Consider the following 19,668-nt stretch of genomic DNA (forward strand, 5'->3'; position numbering starts at 1 on the left):
CCAACTATTTGATAATTTTGATTGAAGCTGTCATCCCAACACGAAGTTGTAGGTCTTCAGGCACATTATCTAACTTCACTTTAATCGGTATACGCTGAGCAAGACGAATCCATTGGAAGTTTGGGTTCACGTTAGGTAGAAGATCATTGCCAGTGCTGCCATCTTGTTTAGCAATACCAAATCCAATACTTTTGATGTGACCCTTCAACAGGACGTTGTTGTGCATCATGAGAGTGACAAATGCTTTGTCTTGTGGATTGACCCCAACAAGGTCGGTTTCTTTAAAATAACCTTCAATCCAAAAGCTATCTTCATCGATCAACGCAACCACAGGTGAGTTGGCAACCACTTGCGATCCAACACGTAAGTTAAAATTAGTAATGTATCCGTTGGTAGGCGCATAGACCTTGGTAAATTCGAGATTCAAATGTGCTTCTTCAACATTGGCTTTGGCTACTTGAACATTCGCTGATGAAGTTTCAACAGCATTGCTTAAGTTGTTCAACGTTAAAACGGGCACGGCACCAGGGGTTCTCTTTTCTAGGTTCGCTGCACGTTGCTCTTCATTCTTTGCTTTCGCAAGTAGAGCAAGCGCTTGTTTTTGTGTCGCTAGTGCTTTGTTGTAAGCCGCTCTATAAATACTAGGGTCGATCTCAAAAAGTAGATCGCCTTTAGACACTTGAGAGTTGTCAGCTACGTGGATTTTGATGATTTGTCCGGTGACACGAGGAGTAATAGACACTATGTAGGCACTGACTTGCCCGTCTCTCGTCCAAGGGTTGCTTGTATAAGATTGGTAATAGCTATAAACCACAGAGCCTGCAGCAACAAATAATAGTAATGTGATGAGGTAACGTTTTATCAAGGTAAGGCCTTATAAGATGGGAATGAATTGGCCAATCACGCCAGTAAAAATCACAATTAGACTTATTTCTGCTAATGCAGGAAAGGCGACATATTTGTGCAGTCCGAACTTGGTTGCTATTGAACCCGTCAAAATCGTCAGCATATAAGCGAGCGCGATAACCAGTAACAGCGGTGGGAAGTAGATTTCACCCCACACGAGTTCATGTGGCATTGTGTTCATGGTCTTGTTCTCTATTCGTTCTGATAGGCAGAACGATAAAGCAGTTGGCACAATTTGGATAATCGCTTATAGAGGATTGGATCCATCAAAAGCAGGAAACTATGGTCTGTATAGATGGGTAATGATTACAAATTAGACAAATTACACTCGTATAGTCGATCTGATTTGTCTTTGTTGCCCTCAAAAAGTGCAAACAGACCATTTCGTGATAACTTAAAGAGATAATCAAGAAAGCCAGTGCGATCGAATGAATTTTAGTATTGAACAACTTCTCGCGTTTGTGACCGTTTATGAGCAACAGTCATTTAGTAAAGCAGCAGTAAAGCTTAACAAGCACAGAACGACTATTGGACAAGTTATTACTAACTTGGAAGATCATCTCGCAGTCAATCTTTTTGAAAGAGTTGGCCGCTCTGTCGAGCCAACCGACGACGGGCACCTTCTTTATCACTACGCGAAACAGACGATTGAACAAGCTAGAACTTTTGACAAGGTTGCGTTGAGCCTGTCCTCTGGTGGATTAGAAAACATTACGATTGCTTACTCTAGTGTGATTCCTCAACGTGTGCTGGTGGATATTCGTAAGCAGTTAAAACACGACTTTCCGATGATGAGAGTAAATTTCCTCGTCAAGAATAAGAAAGAAATTAAAGTAGGGTTACAGACTGGCGATTACCACTTTGGCTTGGTTAATGTTCATGATAGCCGTGCTATGCACAGTTTAGATGCTACTTTTCTAGGGCATTTCGAATTCTTTCCATTTGCGCAAAAAGGTGGAGAGTTATCTACCTTGAGCAAAGATGAAGTCCTTGTGGCACTCCGCAATTCGAAGCAGTTTGTATTGAGATCTTTGATTGAAGAAGGGATGTCAGAAAAGATTATTGTGAGCTCGGATTATGAAGAAATCGACCAACTGGTTTTGATTATCAAAATGCTCGAAGAAGGGTTGGGGTGGTCATTGTTACCTAAAGCCTTTTTTACTGATTTGGAGTTTTCGAAGTATTCGATAGAACCTATTCGTTCCCAGCAAATGGTAGAAGGTTTCAAGTTTGGCTTTGCATTATGGTGTCCGCACTCAAAACAAATCAGCGGAATAAAAGGTTCTTTGGTATCGGTCATCAAGAACTATCGAGAGCACCTTATTGATAGCTTCAAGTTGTAAGAATTGCAGGTGTAAAAAAGGCGCTAATCAGCGCCTTTTCGTTTTCTATCACTTTCTTACCGTAAGATTACTTCTTACGACAGAACTCAGCGATTACGTACATTGATTGACCGCCGTTTGTTTTACCAGAAACAAGCTTAGGATCGTCACCAACGCTGATGCCGCGAATAACAGTACCTTGCTTAATCACTTGGTTAGTACCTTTGATTGGCAAGTCTTTGATTACTGTTACGTCGTCACCTTTCTTAAGTTCAACGCCGTTCACATCAAGAGGCTTATCATCAGCAGACATACCGATTTGTGCCCAAACTGACGTTTCTTCTTCAAGGTACATCATGTCTAGCGCGTCTTGAGCCCAGCTTTCAGAGTTCAGACGAGTAAGTTGACGCCATGCAGTTACTTGAACTGGCGCTTCTTGACTCCACATGCTGTCGCTCAGGCAACGCCAGTGGTTGATATCTTTAGGGTCGTCAATCTCACCAAGACATTTGTCACATACCATGATGCCGTGATCCACTGTTACGTGGCTGTGTGGCGGCACTGCGTATGCAGTAAGAGAAGAATCAGAACCACATAGTTCACATTTAGATTGGCAGCGTTCTAGCATCGTAGCTTCAGAAGACATAATGGACTCACATTTATTAGGTATTAAATTACGGGGCTATTATCCACTTTATTTACAATAAAGAAAGAGGTCGTACGGTATTCTGTCTTGATTAATTTTAGCTGAGATCAACCATTTGTGTTTTAAAGGTTTATGTAAACGGTTAACTAGGGAATGGTTCGAACGACAGATACAAAAATGCCAGCGGTTAGGCTGGCATTTGGCTTCATTTAGAACTCGTTATTATTCCAATACAGAACCAGTAATAGAGGCTGCAGTTAAAGCGTTATCTATTAAGAAGTCTACAGCTTGTGTCTGCATGCTAGCGTGATGAGCTGCATCTAGGGGTACCGGAGTTGTGTCATCTTGAGGAATCACGAAGGTACTGTGTGAAGCAACATCACTAAACTTAACAAAGTCTTTTGAACCGTCGGGAGTTAGATTAACTGAATCAACAACAGTCAGGCCAAGTTTTGTTGCTAATGGTGTTGTTCCGGCAAACGGAGCACTTGCCACAGAGTTAGGCACCGTATCATCGCCTTGAACTTGTCCCATATAAATAGGAAGAACAGGTGAACCAGAGCTTAATAGGTGGTCAGCATTAGTGAACGGGTCGATGGTATCCAGCACGGTTTGAGCAGCGTATGCAAATTGCTGAAATGCAGCCGTCATCACTGCTAGTTGTGCTGTGGTTGCATTGCTTTCAAACGTTTCATAGCAGATTTTGTCTGATAGGCTGGCACAAGTCGCACTTGCGAAACTCGCGTATTCCGTTGAAGCACTCAACGCAACATTGTGTTTAACCTGAGGACCAAACTCAGTAGAACCGAGTAGAAGGTTAGATATTTGACCGCCAGAGTTTTCAAAAGCTGCGGAACTAAACGAATACAGAGCATCAGCCGTTGGACTACCTAACGTACGGTTAGAGGCAGCAACAGCTGTCGTTCCAACAATACCGCCCAAAGAGTGACCTAAAAATTTGACCTGTGAACCTGTATTTAGATTGAATGCACTCAATGGAGAACTAGCGAGTAAACCAGCTTTTAAAGAAGCTGCTAATGATGTGCGTAAAGCCATTACATCAAGTGCACTTTGTCGAACGTTATCGCGCGCTACTGGCAAGTTTGTTAGGTTTAAATAAGCTAAGACGTTTGCATTTGCTGAGCGTGTATCATCTAGACTACGTGTACCGTGGATTGGTAAATCTATTGCTAGAACTGCCGTATTATCGTCTACTAAGTTATAAGCAAACGCATAAGCATTCTCTTTAGCGGAGGTAATACCATGTTGATAGATAACAACGTTTTTTGGTGTTTTCAGGTCCTTAGTGAATAGCAAGAACTCGACAGATTCTAATGATTTAATTTGTGGAACTGGAGAGTACTTTGTAATTACTCTGTCACTATCAAGTGGTGAACCATCTGCCAGCGTTAAGTTTAAACCGATTAACTTCAGTTGTTCAGTTTGACTGGTCGCTAATACGCTAGTGTCGATACCTGCTGCAACTAGCTGTGCCGCCATATTGGCTTGCTCAGCGCTATTACTCAAAGCATTTGAAATCTTGGCGAGGCTAGGCATACCTGATTCAAAAGGTTGAGAGTTCCATTCATTACTGCCTTTCTCTAAGTAATGAGGAAGTTGAACGAAACCTTGGCTAACATTTACAGCGGTGCCTACTGCATCATACAAAGTCTCGATGGCGGTTTTTGCTTTGGTAATCTTCGTCGCGTCGTCACCACCAATATACTTATCAAAATCAGTGTCACTGGTAAGTGCAGCTTTAAAAGGTTCTGACGTTCCAAATTGCATCGCATAAGCTGTCGTCAGGTCAACAGAGTTAGGGTTTGCACTGCCTTTCCAGACACCATTGAGATTTGCAGTTGCTAATCCTGTTGCGGTTGCAGCCTTTGTTGCGAAAAGAGAATCACCAACGGATTCAGTAGTAAACCAAGTCGAGTAAATGATGTTCTCGGTATCAAGAGTAATTGCACCTTGAGCGTTCGCTCCGGCGAAGATCTTTTCGACGCCTTGAGTGACTTGTTGCGCTTGAGCAAGGCTACCTTCGGTGTAAGTTACCGCACTTGATTTCAGCGCAGCGTAACTTGCCGACATGCCAACAGGATCGCCATTAACGTCCGTTAGTTCATTGGAAAGCGCCAATACGTATTCACTTGAAGCATCAAGAGAGTCTTTGAATACGATCGTGAAGGTGTCTGTTGAAGCACTAGACAGAACATTAAAATGAGTGCCTTGTGACAATACGCCAGTAACAGTTGGTGCTGTGTCTGAAGTCAGCGAACCACTAAGCTTTAATAGGTAAACCCCACCAGTCGCTGCACCGTCAGCCAAGCCAGTACCTTCAAAGTCCATGATGATTGGCATCGAAGTTGACCAGCCATCCATTGTATTCATTGCTGCAATAGGGTTGGTTAGTGAATCATCACCACCAGTCGGTAAACCAAGTGTACCGTCGGTAGCATCCATCAACGCGAAGCTAGGAAGAGGAACCGCAATATCCGCGCCCGTTAGTTGAAACTTGATGCTCGTCGCTTGTGCGAGTGAATCTTGAATGTATTGCTCATATTGAATCGCAGTTGAAGCACCTGAACTCGAAGAGTCATCACCACAACCAGCAAGAAACATTGCTGACGCAAGCAGCGAAACATTAAATAACTTTTTCATGTTTTAATTCCGTTTAGTTGAAGGTGTAGTTCATTTGAATTGCAGATAGGTAAGCTACCGCATCACCAGAGAATTCAAGTTCCTGACCAAGTTCATTGGTTTCAGTGAAATCACCTTCTTTACTTTGAACAAGAGCGAAGCCAGCATCGATTGAAAGGTTAGGGCTGTACTGATAAGTCAAACCTGCGCTGTACCAGAAGCGGTCGCTGTCAGGGATACTTAATGTCGCTTCACCAGCTTGCTCGTCATAAGCTAAACCAGCTCGTAAGGTCCATTCTTGGTTTAACTGGTAAGTCGCACCCAATGAGTAACGGTTATTGTCGTCGTAGTCTTCGGTCTTTTTAAAACACTCGCCACTTACACAATCTGAACTCGTCGCTTTAAGCTCTTTAAAACTACTCCACCCAGTTTGTTGCCAACCGTAATGAATCGCCCATTGGTCCGTCAGTTGATGAAAAGCTGAGATTTCAATAATTGAAGGTAATGTGATTTTTAGACGACCTGTTGTTGTCGTAGCACTACCTTGCACGATGCTGCCCGTGTAATCAGTAAAGTCACCATCATCAAAGTCGAGGTCTACCTCTGAACGATATGCGATAGAGAATCGATTGTTTTCATTCAGTTCATATAACGCGCCTAGGTTCCAACCAAATGCAAAGGTTTCGCCTGTCATGCTAATCAGTTTTGTAGAAGCAGGATCGCCAGTGATGTTCGATATAGAACCCTGGTGACGATTAAGTTCAGCCTCGGCGTAAACGAGGTTTGCACCGGCACCGACACTAAATTGGTCATTGATTCGATAAGCGACATTCGGATTCAGGTTCACTGACACAAGTGAGGTGTCACCTGCAAGATCACCCGCATAAATATCATCCGGATAATCAGTAGCAACTCCATAGTTAGAAAACATACCGATACCCCAAGCCCATTTATCGTTGATTGGGCTGATGTAGTAAGCGGCAGGAACGACTTGAAGTGGCGCTACGTCTTTGGATTCTTGGCTTTGACCGCCAGACCCTGGAACGTTGTTTTGAGTAATATCCACTTCTGGATCAACGATAGAAACCGCGCCTGAAAATTGGGCTGTATCAAATAGGGTCATTGCGGCGGGGTTTCTCGCTAGCACACTCGCGTTATCGGCTACGGCACCTTCACCTGAAAATGCGCGACCAAGACCTGAAGCAGAATGCTCAGCAACTTGGAAACCAGCCGCAAGTGAATTACATGCAAATAGCACAGAAAGCGAAACGAGAGAGCGTTGTATTGTTTTCATCCGTGACCCTCCTAGGGCATCAAATCTCATTCTTATTGTTGAAAACACACTGAGCATTGTTGGTGTTTAAGCTCCAATGTAAACAGTATGTTAAATTCATATTTCATATAAAGTCAAAGAATGAGTTGTTATTTTGTGAAGTTATATTTTAAAGGGGCGGGACTTTAACACTAATAATATAATTACAATAAATGGTTTATTGGTGGTTGGAGGTGTGGCCAGAATGATTGTGAATCTCATTGGTACAAATAGTGTTCAACTGCTCAATATGTAACAACTTTGTTTATGTTTACCGCTAATCGCTAAATCGGCATAATGTTGGTTCATTTAGAAAGTCATTAAATTGGAATTTTAGTTTGGAATTACTCGCGATAGAGTTTCTTGGTAAACCGCTTCGTTTAGAGGGGTCAATGGCAGGGTGGCAACAGTTATTTTGGGATAACACGTTGGTCTCTCAGTTGGATGCAACGACAGATCAAGATGATGCGAGAACGCATACTTTTACGCTCCGATCTGGAGAGGAAACGTTGCAGTGTCACGTTGAGGCGTTGGTTCAATGGCAACCATTTGAGATGACATACAAAGCGTCTGTTAATGGCCAAACCATCACCGAAGGCAATCGCAATACTAAAGATATCGAGCAACAAACTCCCGTTGTAGCACCTAAGCCTGAGAAGCGTTTTAGCTTAATCGGTTTAGTGTCGTTGGGTATGAAAGCCCTCAAGAGTGCGAAGTTAATTAAGGTGGTACTTGCCTCTGCGAGTTTAGCGGCTTACTCATGGCTATTTTCAATTCAGTTCGCGCTTGCCTTGATCGCTTGCTTGATGTTTCATGAATATGGCCATATCAGAGCAATGAAATATTTTGGTATGAAGACCAAAGGCATCTATTTAATCCCGTTCCTTGGTGGTTTGGCGCTATCCGACGAAAAGATCAATACACGATGGCAAGATGTGGTTATCTCGATCATGGGACCACTATTTGGTTTGATATTGTCGTTGATATTTATGGTGTTGTACTGGGCGACTGGCGAGATGTTCTTTGCTGGGCTTGCGGTATTTAATGCCTTGTTAAACCTGTTCAATCTACTGCCGATTTTGCCTCTTGATGGCGGTCATGTGTTGAAAAGTATCAGTTTTTCAATGAACAGCATTCTTGGTATTGTGCTTTGTGTGGCAGCTGCGGTTGCTGGCGTCGTGCTGAGTTATCAGTTGAACTTAACCTTATTTGGTTTCTTATTGATCATGGGTAGTGTTGAAATCCTATTCGAATGGAAAGGGCGTCACCATAGCCATTTATTGCCATTAGATAAATATGGCCAAGTCGTATCATTCCTTTGGTATGTGGGCTTAGTGAGCAGTTTAATCGGCGTTATCTGGTACTTCGCATCAACTGGCGATCAGTTACTCAGCCTACCGTTACAAATTTTAGGTACATAACCCAATAGTTAACGCTATCTGAATAGCTCATTAGCTCATTAGCTTGATGCACTAAAAACGCCCTAACCAATATGGATAGGGCGTTTTTGTATTTGAAGCTCTAAATTTAATCGAACATCAGGTTACGCTTTGCAATTTGGTCTTGATGTTCCAGATTGAGGCAACGTTTTTATTTTCGCTTGCAGATCTTTAATACGCGTATTGTGGGAAGGGTGCGTAGAAAGTAACTCGGGTGGTTGGTTCCCACCTGATGCATTCGCCATGTTTTGCCACAAATCGACACTTTGTTTTGGGTCGAACCCAGCTTGAGCCATGTACTCTAAGCCTACAATATCGGCCTCAGACTCTTGAGTTCGGCCATAAGGTAGAACAACACCGTATTGAACACCTAAGCCTAACGCAGCCATTGTCATGCCCTGATACTGTTTGTATTCTGAAGCGCCTAACGCGACGCTAGTAATAGATAGGCCTGTATTAGCGATTTGAGACTGAGATAGACGCTCATTACTGTGGTCAGCGAGAACGTGAGCCACTTCGTGTCCGATAACCGTCGCCAATTGGTCTTGGTTAACCGCGACATTAAGCAAACCTGTGTATACGCCAATTTTTCCACCAGGTAGGGCAAACGCATTCACTTGGTCGCTATCAAAAACAACGACTTCCCATTCACTAAAGCCTTGCTTAGGGATGTGTTGAGTAATACTGTTCGCTACGCACTGAACATAAGCGTTGGTTTTTGCATCTTTGCTGATTGGCTGTTCTTCCTTCATTTGCTCAAAAGATTGTGCTCCAAGCTGAGACATATCTTTATCTGAAAAAAGCAGCAGTTGGTTTCTTCCTGTCGGGGAAGCGCTACATGCGGTCAGGCCGGCTAGTGTGAGAAGCGAGGTAAACTTCATCCATGACGTCATACAATATCCTCTGTGTATTCGGTTTTTATGCATGTTAACATCAACTTGCGTAATAACTAATAGTTGTAAGATAACTATTGGACTTAAGAACGATTGTTATCGTAAAGATCTGTATTCTTGTTAATAAAGCCGCTCACGCACAAACAAAGTCAATAATTAAGGAACCCACATGAGTATTTGGAAAAAGCCCGTTGACCTAGATACCTTCAACGCGACCTCAAAAAATACCTTAATTGAGCACCTCAACATTGTTTACACTGAGGTCAACGATAATTCGTTGGTGGCAACCATGCCGGTTTGTCATTTTACGCACCAACCGTTGGGCATGCTTCATGGCGGCGCATCGGTAGTTTTAGCTGAAACGCTTGGCTCATTGGCGGCTAATTTCTGTGTACCAGAAGGCTACTATTGCGTTGGTCTGGATATTAACGCAAACCACGTTCGATCGATGCGTGAAGGACATGTTATTGGCACTGCCGAGCCTATTCACCTTGGTGTATCTACCCAAGTATGGCAGATAAACATTACTGATGAGCGTCAACGCTTGGTATGTACAAGCCGTTTAACCATTGCAGTGAAGAAGCACAAACGCTAATTCGATAACAAAGGCTGGGGGGTAGGAATCATTCCACCCTCAGCTTATTAACCTCATATACAAACTGTTTATTTTAGTTAGAGAAATCCATGGTCATAACGTTTAAAAGTGGAAAAGTCATTGCTACGGCACATGAGTTGGTTGTTCGTTTAGATGGTGAGCATAGAGTCACACTGCAAGCGCAAGTTGATGCGATTCAACTGATCGGAAAAGGGGCAAACGTTATTTCTGCCAACGGTTCAGAATGTAAATGGTCGATTAAATTAGACAATGAACAACAGCTCCGTGACATCGCCACTGAAATCGGCTGCGATGTAATGTAACCATACGTTATAACTGAATTTAATTCGGTTTTTGACTTTCTATTAAGTCCACTTAATCAAGTCACATTCGTAATCTCTTCGTAAAAACTGATAAGTTCGATTGATTTTGACTCATAAAATAGGGAAACTGAATTCAATATCCTTTGAATAAGTTTTCCTCTTTATGAGTAGCCCAAGACTTCGCGTTCAATTTGAAACCCTGTTCGAATATTTCGATGGTAAAGATTCTGATGTTCAGCTCGACGACATAACAGATGTTCTCTGTTGTACCCGTCGTAATGCCAGAATGGTGCTTAATAAACTCGAAGAAGAGGGTTGGGTAGAGTGGTTACCCGCAGCAGGTCGAGGCAAGCTCTCTCAGCTTATCTTTAAGCAGAATCGCTGTGATGTAAGCGAAAACCTAGCACGCCGCTACTTAGAAGAAGGTAAAATTGGTCAAGCACTGTCGGTGCTTGACCACAATGCAGCCAAGCTTACTCAAGTGATTCAAAATTACTTGGGCGTACAGTATCAAGAAGGTGAACAAGTTATTCGTTTGCCTTACTACCGTCCACTTTCCATGCTTAACCCAACTAAATCTATGCGACGATCTGAACAACACATCACGTGTCAGGTGTTCAGTGGGTTAACGCGCCTCGATGAGAACGATCAACTACAGCCTGATCTTGCTCATTCATGGCAAAAGATTAACGATTACCAATGGCGATTCTTTCTAAGGCCGGGCGTTCGTTTTCATAATGGAGAACCGCTGTTAACAAGCCACGTTGTGGATACGCTTCTTTTGCTCGAGCCGCTCAATATGTTCTCTCATATTAAAGATGTCTCATCACCGGCCAATTGCGTGGTTGATGTCTTTCTGACGCGTCCAGATAAGTACTTCCCACTCGCACTTACCGAATCGGTCGCTAAGGTGACCTTACCGATGATTTTACGTGGTGAAGACTACGATATTCGACCGATTGGCACTGGCCCTTATCGCATTGAAAAGAACGATGAGAAGCAACTCGTGCTAACGGCTTTCAACGGATACTTTGGTTTTAGGCCGCTGGTTGATCGCGTTGAAGTTTGGGTGGTCGATGAGGCTTATTCTTCAATGGTTTACCCAAGCCTTTCTAAACCAGTAATGGCAGACCGTGGTGACAGCGATGAAGTTGAACTTGATCCGGGTTGTACGTATTTACTACTCAATAGAAAGAAGGGCATCGCACAAGATCCTGCGTGGGCTGAGTTCTTATCGAATGCTTTGAATGCTTCAGATCTGTTTGTGCATATTCCAAAAGAGACGGTTATCGACTTGGGCGTGCTGCATGCTTACGGAATCAAACCCGGTTGGTATGACATCAAGTTAAAAACGCCAGTTTGTCCACCAGCAAGCGCTAAACCAAGCGTGAGATTGGCGTATCAATGCCAACATCCAATGTTTCCTACACTCGCTAAAGCCATCGTCACCGTGTTGAAGCAATATAATGTTGATGTCGAGCTTTTCGGTTACGAAACTGATCCTCCACACGCCGACAATGTTGATATTTGGATTAACCCAATGGGGATTGCCAACAATAGAGATGATGCGCTGGCCGGTTGGTTAATGGATTACAGCTTTCTCGATGAATCTAGCCCAGCAGAAGATTTTGACCAATGGTGTCACATGATTGATCGTTGGCGATCGGGCGAGTTTGAGCAATTCCCAGCAAGACAACTAGGTAAGCAACTTGTGCAAAGCAATCAGTTGATCCCGATGTTCCACTGTTGGCTAGGTGTAAATAAAGACCAATGCGGTACGCTGCAGAACGCAAAGTGTAATGCACTCGGTTGGTTCGACTTTAGCCAAGTTTGGGTAAAGCCTGACGTTGATTGAAACCAGAGATAACTTGATTAGGACAACACGATGCAAACGGTGATTATCACATTTATTACGCTGGTGGCATTTGCTGCCAATTCAGTATTGTGTCGTTGGGCTTTGATGGATCAAACGATTGATCCTTTGAGTTTCTCGATCATGCGTATCATATCAGGTGCGTTTACCCTGTTGATTTTATTAACCTTATCTTCTAGCGCTAAGCGCAAGCAAGATAAAGCGGTCAACAACACATCGACGTATACCAAGGTTGGTTCTCAGTTTGATCTAACAGCAATAGTGGCGTTACTTGTTTACATGTTCGGCTTCTCGTTTGCCTATTTAACACTAGGGGCGGGGCTTGGTGCTTTGGTCCTGTTTGTCGCGGTTCAATTCACGATGATTGCCGCACACCTGTTAGCAGGCAACAGAATGTCATTGTTAGAGTGGTGTGGTTGTTTGTTGTCAGTCTCTGGGCTCGTTTACTTACTCATGCCGACGGAATCGACAAGTTCGCCAGATATAACCTCTATCATATTGATGACTCTCGCTGGAATTGGGTGGGGCATTTATACACTGGCGGGTAAGAAATCCACAAACGCGTTGCAATCTACGACAGCCAACTTTGGATTTAGCTCGTTAGCGATCCTTCTGTTAGTAAGCCTGTTACTTGTTATCCCTAGTGTGGCATCGCAAATATCCATCACTGAACAAGGTTTGATTTACGCAATATTGTCGGGCTCAGTGGCTTCTGGTGTCGGTTATAGTTTGTGGTATTACGTGGTGAAAAAGCTTAATACAGTGGTCGCATCTATTGCTCAGCTTTCTGTGCCGGTTATCGCGACACTCGGTGGCGTCTTGTTGTTATCTGAACCTGTTACCATGCAATTTGTTATCTCATCAACCGTTATTTTACTCGGGATAAGCTTGGTTCTTGTCGCACCTAAACTTAAGAAATAAAGAGTTCAATCATTAACTTCTATGGCTAAACCAAACAAGAAACAACCGACCAAAACGGTTCAGATATTCTGCGCTAAATGTAAGACGCAACTTTTCAAGTATCGAAAAGGCGGCAAAGGAGCGCTCGTAAAGTGCTTTAAGGAACGCATCGTCGAAGATTTCACGACAGAGCCATGCGTATGCCCTGAATGCGGGATTGAATTTGCGCGAGATACCTTGGTTCGAGGTACGCCAGCCTACAAGTTTGTGGGTGGCAAGGTAACAATGAAGTAATAGAGAAGAATAAATGCCACAGCATATAATGTGTGTGGCATTTCAAATTTGGTATTGAAGTTCAGGTTTAAAGGCTAGTATTAATAAGTTCTGACTCGACCTTGAAGCTTAAGAATCAATAGCGAGACTATCGCTCCGGTGGTGTCGCAAAGCATGTCTTTCTGCGCGTCCCAAATATCACCTTGTGAACCAAGGAATGCGATACCTTCATCACCACCTGCAATCTCCGCGTACCACCACTCAATAATCTCATAACCTGCTGCAACACTCATGATGGCAAACAGAGCAAAGAAGCACGCCAATACCGCTTGAGCCAGTTTCTTACGAATCAAATATTCAGCGAGCGGATAAGCGTAAAGACCAATCGAAAAGTGCGCCACGCGGTCGAAGTTATTACGTTCAGATCCAATCAAGTTATTAAACCAATCAAATGGTACTTCAGCGAAGGTATACTTAGCCCCAATCGTATGCAGAACCAACCAGATGAACATCAGGACGTAAGCCGTCTTTGAAAAGGTAAGCTTGGTGGATAACCACCATATCCCGACAAGAATACCGAGAGCAGGGACAATCTCAGCGATCCAAACGGCTCTTGAAGACGGAGCAAAGGCTGAAAAGAGAAAGATAACAAGATAGACTGCAGTTAGTGAGAGTAGAGGTCTATTTTGAGCAAGTGGCGTAATTGTCATCATCAGATCCTGTATAAGTTTCATGTATAGTTACACAATAATGAACAGTGTTCAATTGTGCTCTAATCACCATATTTGTTGAAAACTAGCGTTATCGCCCAGTATCTAGACAAACGGTTGCGAGAGTTTCACAAAAGTTTGATTTACAACAAAGCGATCCTTAAAATCGTTGCATCACTACATAACAAGAAAGAAAAGTCATGAAACTGGAAACTGTCGATTACCTTGCTGACGACGCAGCAGAACAATTTGTTCGCTCTCTACGTGAAACGGGTTTTGGTGTTCTTAAGAATCACCCGATCCCAAAAGAGCTTGTTGAGTCAATTTACGAGAACTGGTACCAATTCTTCATTTCTGAAGAGAAAGAGAACTTCCACTTTAATGTTGAAACACAAGATGGATATTTTCCACCTTCAGTGTCTGAAGTTGCTAAGGGCCACACTGTAAAAGACATCAAAGAGTACTTTCACGTATACCCTTGGGGTCAGATTCCTGAACAGCTAAAAGAACAGATTCTAGATTACTACCAACGTGCTAATGCTTTTGCTCAAGAGCTATTAGGTTGGGTTGAAGCACATGCACCTCAAGAAGTACAAGAGAAGTTCTCAATCGCGCTTTCTGAAATGATTAATGGTAGCGAACAAACGCTGCTTCGCGTTCTTCACTATCCACCAATGCAAGGTGATGAAGAACCAGGTGCTATCCGCGCAGCAGCACACGAGGACATCAACTTACTGACTGTTCTTCCTGCTGCAAACGAGCCTGGTCTTCAAGTTAAAGCTCAGAATGATGAGTGGATTGATGTGCCATGTGATTTCGGTAACATGATCATCAATATCGGTGACATGCTGCAAGAAGCGTCTGGTGGTTACTTCCCATCAACGACTCACCGTGTAATCAACCCATCAGGTGCTCGCCAAGAAAAGTCTCGCATTTCTTTGCCTCTTTTCCTTCACCCGAAACCAGAAGTGGTTCTGTCAGATAAGTACACGGCAAATGAATACCTAATGGAACGTCTAAGAGAGCTTGGCGTTATCTAATCAGTTCAACCTCACATAAGTTAAACTGTATATTCCTGAGGGCCAGCGTAATGCTGGCCTTTTGTATATCTGGTGCAACGGATTGATGTTTATTTGATTTGAAACTCGACAAACTGTCGTAAATCGCTTTCAATTAATAAGACACTCAAATGCATATGGCAACGGCTCACTTTATTATGTTAGACAATCCAGATTCACCAAGTCATCAGGATATTAGCCCTAATTTCCAAGCACATATGGAAAACCCGTTGCTTTGGCCAATTATGGAAGTGCTTAAGCAAAAGCCTAGTGGATGGAAAGTGCATACCTTGGCGGCACACCTCAAAGATCTTGGTTTGGTACCAGTGTTAGATCCCGTACCTGAAAAAGAGCTGTTTAAGAAAAACTTCTTAATTATGAATGCCCTCTATCAATTGCAAGAGACATTGTACCCAGATAGTTGGTTGCAGGTTCAAGCCATGGACATTGAACTGATGAGCGGCCGTTATCATGGCAGTACTCATACCATCGATCTTCAAGACCCATTGCGTGACTATTACATCAACTGGCTTAACTATGAGGCGAATGAGGGTGAAGTCAAAAGGTTGTTGAATGAGTTTTGGACTCGATACAAAAGGTTTGTTGGTGGCAGTGAAACGGATATGGACAGAAGCCATGCACTCAGTTTGTTTGAGTTGCCATTAGACGCGACTCAACAAGAGATTCGTAAAAGGTGGCGACGCCTCGCACTACGTTGGCATCCAGATAGGGACGAGGGCAACACGGCTAAGTTTCAGACATTGTGCGAAGCATGGCATATATTGCGCAGCTAAAACAGTTCAAGCTTGGCCGACTTGATCTACTAAGATCCTAGAAAACAGAGAACACAAAAAAGCCCCACATGTCATTAGTAGGGCTTTGTGTTTATTGCAAATGACGAAGCTAGGAATGGTCTTTACTCACTCCGCTCTTATGCTCAAATGCGTAATCGAGTACCTTACGAATGTATGGAGCTGCCACTTTTGAGCCCCCGTTACCGTGTTCTATAACTACAGTAGCCACATAATCAGGATTCTCGTATGGTGCAAAAGCTGTGTAGAGTGCGTGGTCAAGCAAGTGCCTTTCTAACTCTTTTGAGTTGTACACCTGATCTTTTGCCAAGCCGAAAACCTGTGATGTACCTGATTTACCACCACTTGTATACTCACTGCCTTTAAACGCTTTTCTACCACTACCACGACTGCCGTGGTTAACGAGTCTCATCGCATTAATTGGAACTTCCCACAGGCTATCTGGTACCTCGTCAATAGACTTCATTTTTTCAGGTTGAATTAAGGTTTGTGTCTCTAAGTCTTCACCGTGATCGAGTGTTGCTCGAAGAAGGTGTGGTGCTATTACTTTTCCGTGATTGACCAGTACAGAGGTCGCTTTTGCCAATTGCAAAGGGGTGGATGTCCAGTAACCTTGACCAATCCCGATAGGTACCGTGTCACCTTGATACCAAGGCGTACGATAGCGCATCATTTTCCATTCGCGAGTTGGCATATTAGCGTTGCTTTCTTCATAGATATCGATGCCAGTCGGTTCACCAAACCCGAAGCGATTCATCCACTTAGATATGCGATCAATACCCAAATCAAACGCAATTTGATAGAAAAAGGAATCAACAGACTCTTCGATTGCTTGAGTAACATCGACGGGACCATGTCCCCAACGCTTCCAGTCACGCCAAGATTTGGAATTAGGTTTAGAACCAGGAATGCGCCAAGAGCCGTGATCGTTTCTTACCGTGTTCTTCGAGATAATGTGCTCTTCTAGTCCTGCAACCGCCATAAAGGGTTTGATTGTCGATCCAGGTGGATAGACACCTAGAGTCGATCTATTAACTAGAGGGTGAGCTGGGTCGTGCAGAAGCCGCTGGTAATTCTTACTCGATATACCATCAACAAAAAGGTTAGGGTCATAGCTAGGGCTTGAAGCCATCGCTAAAACGCTGTTATCGCCAGGGTCTAGCACGACCGCACTGCCTGTGTGGCCTTTGAGTTGTTCAAATACATACTTTTGTAAGTCCAAGTCGATGTTTAGCACGATATCTTTGCCTGCCACTGGCGGCACGTACTTAATAGTACGGACCACACGTCCACGACTATTAACCTCGACTTCTTGGTAGCCCTTTTGGCCATGCAATAAGTCTTCGTAATAACGCTCGACCCCCAACTTTCCGATAATGGTCGTTGCTTGATAATTGTCTCTCTTGCCGAGCTCTTCCAGTTTTCGTAAATCGCCATCGTTAATATGTGCAACATAACCCAACACGTGCGTAAGCACTTCACCGTTCGGGTAAAATCGGGTTAGGTTAGTATCAACAGCCACACCAGGAAACTGATACTGATGCACCGAAAATCTTGCTATTTCTTCTTCAGTTAAGTTTTCTATAATCGTAACGGTTTTGAAGCGGCGGGTGTGTTTGTAACGTTCTTTAAACTTATCGATTTTTTCTTGGCTTAATGGAATAGATTCATTTAACTGTTCTAATAATGGCTCTATATCACCAGACTTCTCAGGTACCATTGTTAAGTTATAGACCAGTTTATTTTCTGCCAACGGCTTACCGTTACGGTCAAAGATAAGCCCACGGACGGGAGGGATAGGGAGAACCTTGATTCGATTGCCATTCGCGCGAGTTTGGTAGTTTTCAAAGTTTTGAACTTGGAGTCGGTATAGGTTACCGACTAAGACGAGAGTGAAAAGTAGAATACCGATGAATGCAATGATGACTCGGTTTCTAAAGAGCCTTACTTCACCTTTGTGATCACGCATTTTTACGCGTTTATGGTTAATCAAAATCCAAGCCCGTTACATTTAGTTACACTTATCGAATCGGGACTTTATCTGAATATCACTATAGATTTGTAAAAACTGTGTCATGATTTTTTGGATTTCTATGATTAAAGTGCTGACTAACAATGTAGCCACGTAAAGAGTGAGTGAATCAGATAGAAATATAGGAATTGAACGCAAAAAAACGGCCCTCATAAATGAGAGCCGTAACAATAAAGATTAACTTAACGCGAGGTGTTAGTTCGAGTTCGAAGGTTTGAACTGAGATTTACGCATTCTGTTTAGAGCGGCCATTACATCCAAAACTCTTGGTTTCGCTAAGTCACCGTAGTTTGGCATATTCACGTGCCACTCATCGCTTAAGATAGCGCTAAACTCTTTAGCAGGATTGTTTGACCAACCTGGAGTTTGTGCAAACTGGAACCATGCCCAACCAATCGCGTTCACTTCTGAAGTTGACTCTAACTGCTCTAATGCAGAAAGGTCAGCAAATTCCTTACCAAAACGCAGTGACTCTTTGCCTTTCGCGTTAACACGGAATTTACCGTCAGTAAGAATGTTCATCAGTGCAGCACGGTTTAAGGAGCGAGGAACAAACGTTTCTAATGCTGTCTCACATTCGTTAGTTCGCTGAGTAGGGTGTTGAGCGATCACTTCTTGTGCTCTTTCAGTTACGTCTACCGCTTGGTAGTCGTGCATTTGAATCACAGTGTCAGCCACATCTAAGTAATCACCAGAACCACCCATTACCACGATAGTTGAGATGTCCATCTCTTCGCGAAGTTGGCCAATACGGTCAACAAGTGGAGTGATAGGCTCAGCCCCTTTTGATACTAGCGCTTGCATACGCTCGTCACGAATCATGAAGTTAGTCGCTGAAGTATCTTCATCGATAAGGAGCGTTTGTACACCCGCTTCAATTGATTCTTGTAGCCAAGCTGCTTGCGAAGTCGAGCCAGACGCATCTTGTGTGCTGAAATCAGACGTGTCTTTCTGCATTGGTAAATGGTTGATGTAGTTTGAAAGATTCAAGTTATGTACACATCGGCCATCTTCTGCACGGATCTTCATCGTATCAGTCGCCGTCACGATGCCTTCACGACCATCACCTGGAATATGGTTATAGATAGAACGTTCAACGGCGTTCAATAGTGTAGATTTACCATGGAAACCACCACCAACGATCAGTGTGATGCCTTTAGGAATGCCTAAACCGGTCACATCACCTTGGTTTGGTGTGTTTAAGGTAACACTCAAAGACTCTGGTGCTAGGAAAGGAACCGCGCCTTTCATTGGTAAATCACAGTTACCTGCGATACGAGGCAATACGCTGCCATTTGCTACGAATGCCGCTAGGTTGTTTTCTTCCAATTGAGCGCGCAATGCGTCTTGGTCTTCAACAGCTTCACAATGCTTAATCATCGCTTCGATGTTGAGTTCGCGTTCAAGCGTTGCGCGACGAATAAACTTAGGCAAATAGAACGTAATGATGTTGATTGCTTTCTTTGCAAGAATACTACGACCATCAGCAGGTAGGTTGATACGAAAACGGATTTCGATACCGTGCTCGGTGAAAACCACTGATGTGTTATCCAAAACAGTTTGACCCGTTAATGCTATAGACACGGTCGCTTCTTGCTTAGCAAACTCAGAGAAGCTACGTGCAATAAAGTCACGCGCTGCTACTTGGTATTCGTAAGACTTTTCTTTCAGCCAACCTAACCCTGTTAACGACCAAGCGCGTGTTGCGCGAAAACGTGAAGAAGATGCGTACGGGTCACCTTGAACGTGGTCGATGTGTAATTCGAAATCAGCAAAGTCGTATTGACCTTTAATTTGTTGATATGCGCGGAAGTTTTGTTTTTCGAGCTTTTTAAGCTTTGCAGTCAACTGATCCATAACGAGGAATGCCTATATAAAGGGAAGATAAAAACAGAAAGGCGGCGATTATAAAAATCACCACCTTTAGAGTAAAG

At 43.3% G+C, this 19,668-nt stretch carries 18 protein-coding genes; 9 read left to right on the plus strand and 9 right to left on the minus strand.

The features are described 5' to 3' along the window. Positions 1-4: 4 nt before the first annotated feature. Both QWZ07_RS01840 and QWZ07_RS01845 read right to left on the minus strand, forming a co-directional pair. The gene (locus tag QWZ07_RS01840) at positions 5-865 is read right to left on the minus strand and encodes an HlyD family secretion protein (RefSeq protein WP_192852613.1); all 861 of its coding nucleotides are present in this window, start codon (positions 863-865) and stop codon (positions 5-7) included. A gap of 9 nt (positions 866-874) precedes the next feature. Beyond that, entirely contained in the window at positions 875-1,087 is a 213-nt protein-coding gene (locus QWZ07_RS01845; RefSeq protein ID WP_065105717.1) for a DUF1656 domain-containing protein, read from the minus strand. 247 nt (positions 1,088-1,334) lie between these two features. On the opposite strand from QWZ07_RS01845, the gene QWZ07_RS01850 reads away from it, so the two are divergent. Next, positions 1,335-2,249, plus strand: a complete 915-nt coding sequence (locus QWZ07_RS01850) for a LysR family transcriptional regulator (RefSeq protein WP_102518427.1) — start codon at positions 1,335-1,337, stop codon at positions 2,247-2,249. A gap of 67 nt (positions 2,250-2,316) precedes the next feature. Here QWZ07_RS01850 and QWZ07_RS01855 read toward each other — a convergent pair whose 3' ends face one another. From QWZ07_RS01855 to QWZ07_RS01865, 3 genes are all read right to left on the minus strand, one after another. Further along, the gene (locus QWZ07_RS01855) at positions 2,317-2,874 is read right to left on the minus strand and encodes a PhnA domain-containing protein (RefSeq protein WP_017111983.1); all 558 of its coding nucleotides are present in this window, start codon (positions 2,872-2,874) and stop codon (positions 2,317-2,319) included. 222 nt (positions 2,875-3,096) lie between these two features. Then, positions 3,097-5,535 (minus strand): VolA/Pla-1 family phospholipase, encoded by a 2,439-nt coding sequence (locus QWZ07_RS01860; protein ID WP_192852614.1) that lies wholly within the window; start codon positions 5,533-5,535, stop codon positions 3,097-3,099. Positions 5,536-5,548: 13 nt separating this feature from the next. Further along, positions 5,549-6,808, minus strand: coding sequence for an outer membrane protein transport protein (locus tag QWZ07_RS01865; RefSeq protein WP_192852615.1), 1,260 nt, complete (start codon positions 6,806-6,808; stop codon positions 5,549-5,551). 356 nt (positions 6,809-7,164) lie between these two features. Here QWZ07_RS01865 and QWZ07_RS01870 point away from each other — a divergent pair, with 356 nt between their 5' ends. Further along, positions 7,165-8,247, plus strand: a complete 1,083-nt coding sequence (locus QWZ07_RS01870) for a site-2 protease family protein (RefSeq protein ID WP_192852616.1) — start codon at positions 7,165-7,167, stop codon at positions 8,245-8,247. 122 nt (positions 8,248-8,369) lie between these two features. Here the strand turns inward: QWZ07_RS01870 and QWZ07_RS01875 are convergent, their stop codons facing one another. Further along, on the minus strand, positions 8,370-9,158 hold the full coding sequence (locus tag QWZ07_RS01875; protein ID WP_192852617.1) for a M48 family metallopeptidase: 789 nt from the start codon (positions 9,156-9,158) through the stop codon (positions 8,370-8,372). A 169-nt stretch (positions 9,159-9,327) separates the two neighbouring features. On the opposite strand from QWZ07_RS01875, the gene QWZ07_RS01880 reads away from it, so the two are divergent. From QWZ07_RS01880 to QWZ07_RS01900, 5 genes are all read left to right on the plus strand, one after another. Then, positions 9,328-9,753 carry a hotdog fold thioesterase gene (locus tag QWZ07_RS01880; RefSeq protein WP_004730936.1) on the plus strand — a complete coding sequence of 142 codons (426 nt, stop codon included), beginning with the start codon at positions 9,328-9,330 and terminating at the stop codon, positions 9,751-9,753. An 89-nt stretch (positions 9,754-9,842) separates the two neighbouring features. Further along, positions 9,843-10,076: a DUF3389 domain-containing protein gene (locus QWZ07_RS01885; protein ID WP_076678655.1), complete on the plus strand. Its 234-nt coding sequence runs from the start codon at positions 9,843-9,845 to the stop codon at positions 10,074-10,076. Positions 10,077-10,239: 163 nt separating this feature from the next. Then, positions 10,240-11,931: an SgrR family transcriptional regulator gene (locus tag QWZ07_RS01890; protein ID WP_192852618.1), complete on the plus strand. Its 1,692-nt coding sequence runs from the start codon at positions 10,240-10,242 to the stop codon at positions 11,929-11,931. A gap of 30 nt (positions 11,932-11,961) precedes the next feature. Then, positions 11,962-12,870: a DMT family transporter gene (locus QWZ07_RS01895; protein ID WP_192852619.1), complete on the plus strand. Its 909-nt coding sequence runs from the start codon at positions 11,962-11,964 to the stop codon at positions 12,868-12,870. A 21-nt stretch (positions 12,871-12,891) separates the two neighbouring features. Further along, on the plus strand, positions 12,892-13,143 hold the full coding sequence (locus QWZ07_RS01900; protein WP_017067298.1) for a hypothetical protein: 252 nt from the start codon (positions 12,892-12,894) through the stop codon (positions 13,141-13,143). 80 nt (positions 13,144-13,223) lie between these two features. Here the strand turns inward: QWZ07_RS01900 and QWZ07_RS01905 are convergent, their stop codons facing one another. Further along, a complete protein-coding gene (locus QWZ07_RS01905; protein WP_102513928.1) occupies positions 13,224-13,832 on the minus strand; it encodes a DUF2238 domain-containing protein in 609 nt (202 codons plus the stop codon). 200 nt (positions 13,833-14,032) lie between these two features. Here QWZ07_RS01905 and QWZ07_RS01910 point away from each other — a divergent pair, with 200 nt between their 5' ends. Next, positions 14,033-14,872, plus strand: a complete 840-nt coding sequence (locus QWZ07_RS01910; RefSeq protein WP_192852620.1) for an isopenicillin N synthase family dioxygenase — start codon at positions 14,033-14,035, stop codon at positions 14,870-14,872. 176 nt (positions 14,873-15,048) lie between these two features. Further along, positions 15,049-15,684 (plus strand): DNA-J related domain-containing protein, encoded by a 636-nt coding sequence (locus tag QWZ07_RS01915; protein WP_029223687.1) that lies wholly within the window; start codon positions 15,049-15,051, stop codon positions 15,682-15,684. A gap of 109 nt (positions 15,685-15,793) precedes the next feature. Here the strand turns inward: QWZ07_RS01915 and mrdA are convergent, their stop codons facing one another. Continuing rightward, a complete protein-coding gene (mrdA, locus tag QWZ07_RS01920; protein ID WP_192852639.1) occupies positions 15,794-17,692 on the minus strand; it encodes a penicillin-binding protein 2 in 1,899 nt (632 codons plus the stop codon). Between the two features lie 237 nt (positions 17,693-17,929). Further along, positions 17,930-19,591, minus strand: coding sequence for an ABC-ATPase domain-containing protein (locus QWZ07_RS01925; RefSeq protein ID WP_192852621.1), 1,662 nt, complete (start codon positions 19,589-19,591; stop codon positions 17,930-17,932). Between the last annotated feature and the right edge of the window lie 77 nt (positions 19,592-19,668).

It is taken from the genome of Vibrio lentus (genome assembly GCF_030409755.1).
Classification (GTDB): Bacteria; Pseudomonadota; Gammaproteobacteria; order Enterobacterales; family Vibrionaceae; genus Vibrio; species Vibrio lentus.

Bases quoted from the DNA above. Each gene is read 5' to 3' on its own strand.
- QWZ07_RS01900 (WP_017067298.1), top strand. From the start codon at position 12,892: ATGGCTAAACCAAACAAGAAACAACCGACCAAAACGGTTCAGATATTC.
- QWZ07_RS01925 (WP_192852621.1), bottom strand. From the start codon at position 19,591: ATGGATCAGTTGACTGCAAAGCTTAAAAAGCTCGAAAAACAAAACTTC.
- QWZ07_RS01890 (WP_192852618.1), top strand. From the start codon at position 10,240: ATGAGTAGCCCAAGACTTCGCGTTCAATTTGAAACCCTGTTCGAATAT.
- QWZ07_RS01850 (WP_102518427.1), top strand. From the start codon at position 1,335: ATGAATTTTAGTATTGAACAACTTCTCGCGTTTGTGACCGTTTATGAG.
- QWZ07_RS01905 (WP_102513928.1), bottom strand. From the start codon at position 13,832: ATGACAATTACGCCACTTGCTCAAAATAGACCTCTACTCTCACTAACT.
- QWZ07_RS01860 (WP_192852614.1), bottom strand. From the start codon at position 5,535: ATGAAAAAGTTATTTAATGTTTCGCTGCTTGCGTCAGCAATGTTTCTT.
- QWZ07_RS01845 (WP_065105717.1), bottom strand. From the start codon at position 1,087: ATGAACACAATGCCACATGAACTCGTGTGGGGTGAAATCTACTTCCCA.
- QWZ07_RS01880 (WP_004730936.1), top strand. From the start codon at position 9,328: ATGAGTATTTGGAAAAAGCCCGTTGACCTAGATACCTTCAACGCGACC.
- QWZ07_RS01895 (WP_192852619.1), top strand. From the start codon at position 11,962: ATGCAAACGGTGATTATCACATTTATTACGCTGGTGGCATTTGCTGCC.
- QWZ07_RS01915 (WP_029223687.1), top strand. From the start codon at position 15,049: ATGTTAGACAATCCAGATTCACCAAGTCATCAGGATATTAGCCCTAAT.
- QWZ07_RS01885 (WP_076678655.1), top strand. From the start codon at position 9,843: ATGGTCATAACGTTTAAAAGTGGAAAAGTCATTGCTACGGCACATGAG.
- QWZ07_RS01875 (WP_192852617.1), bottom strand. From the start codon at position 9,158: ATGACGTCATGGATGAAGTTTACCTCGCTTCTCACACTAGCCGGCCTG.
- QWZ07_RS01910 (WP_192852620.1), top strand. From the start codon at position 14,033: ATGAAACTGGAAACTGTCGATTACCTTGCTGACGACGCAGCAGAACAA.
- QWZ07_RS01855 (WP_017111983.1), bottom strand. From the start codon at position 2,874: ATGTCTTCTGAAGCTACGATGCTAGAACGCTGCCAATCTAAATGTGAA.
- QWZ07_RS01865 (WP_192852615.1), bottom strand. From the start codon at position 6,808: ATGAAAACAATACAACGCTCTCTCGTTTCGCTTTCTGTGCTATTTGCA.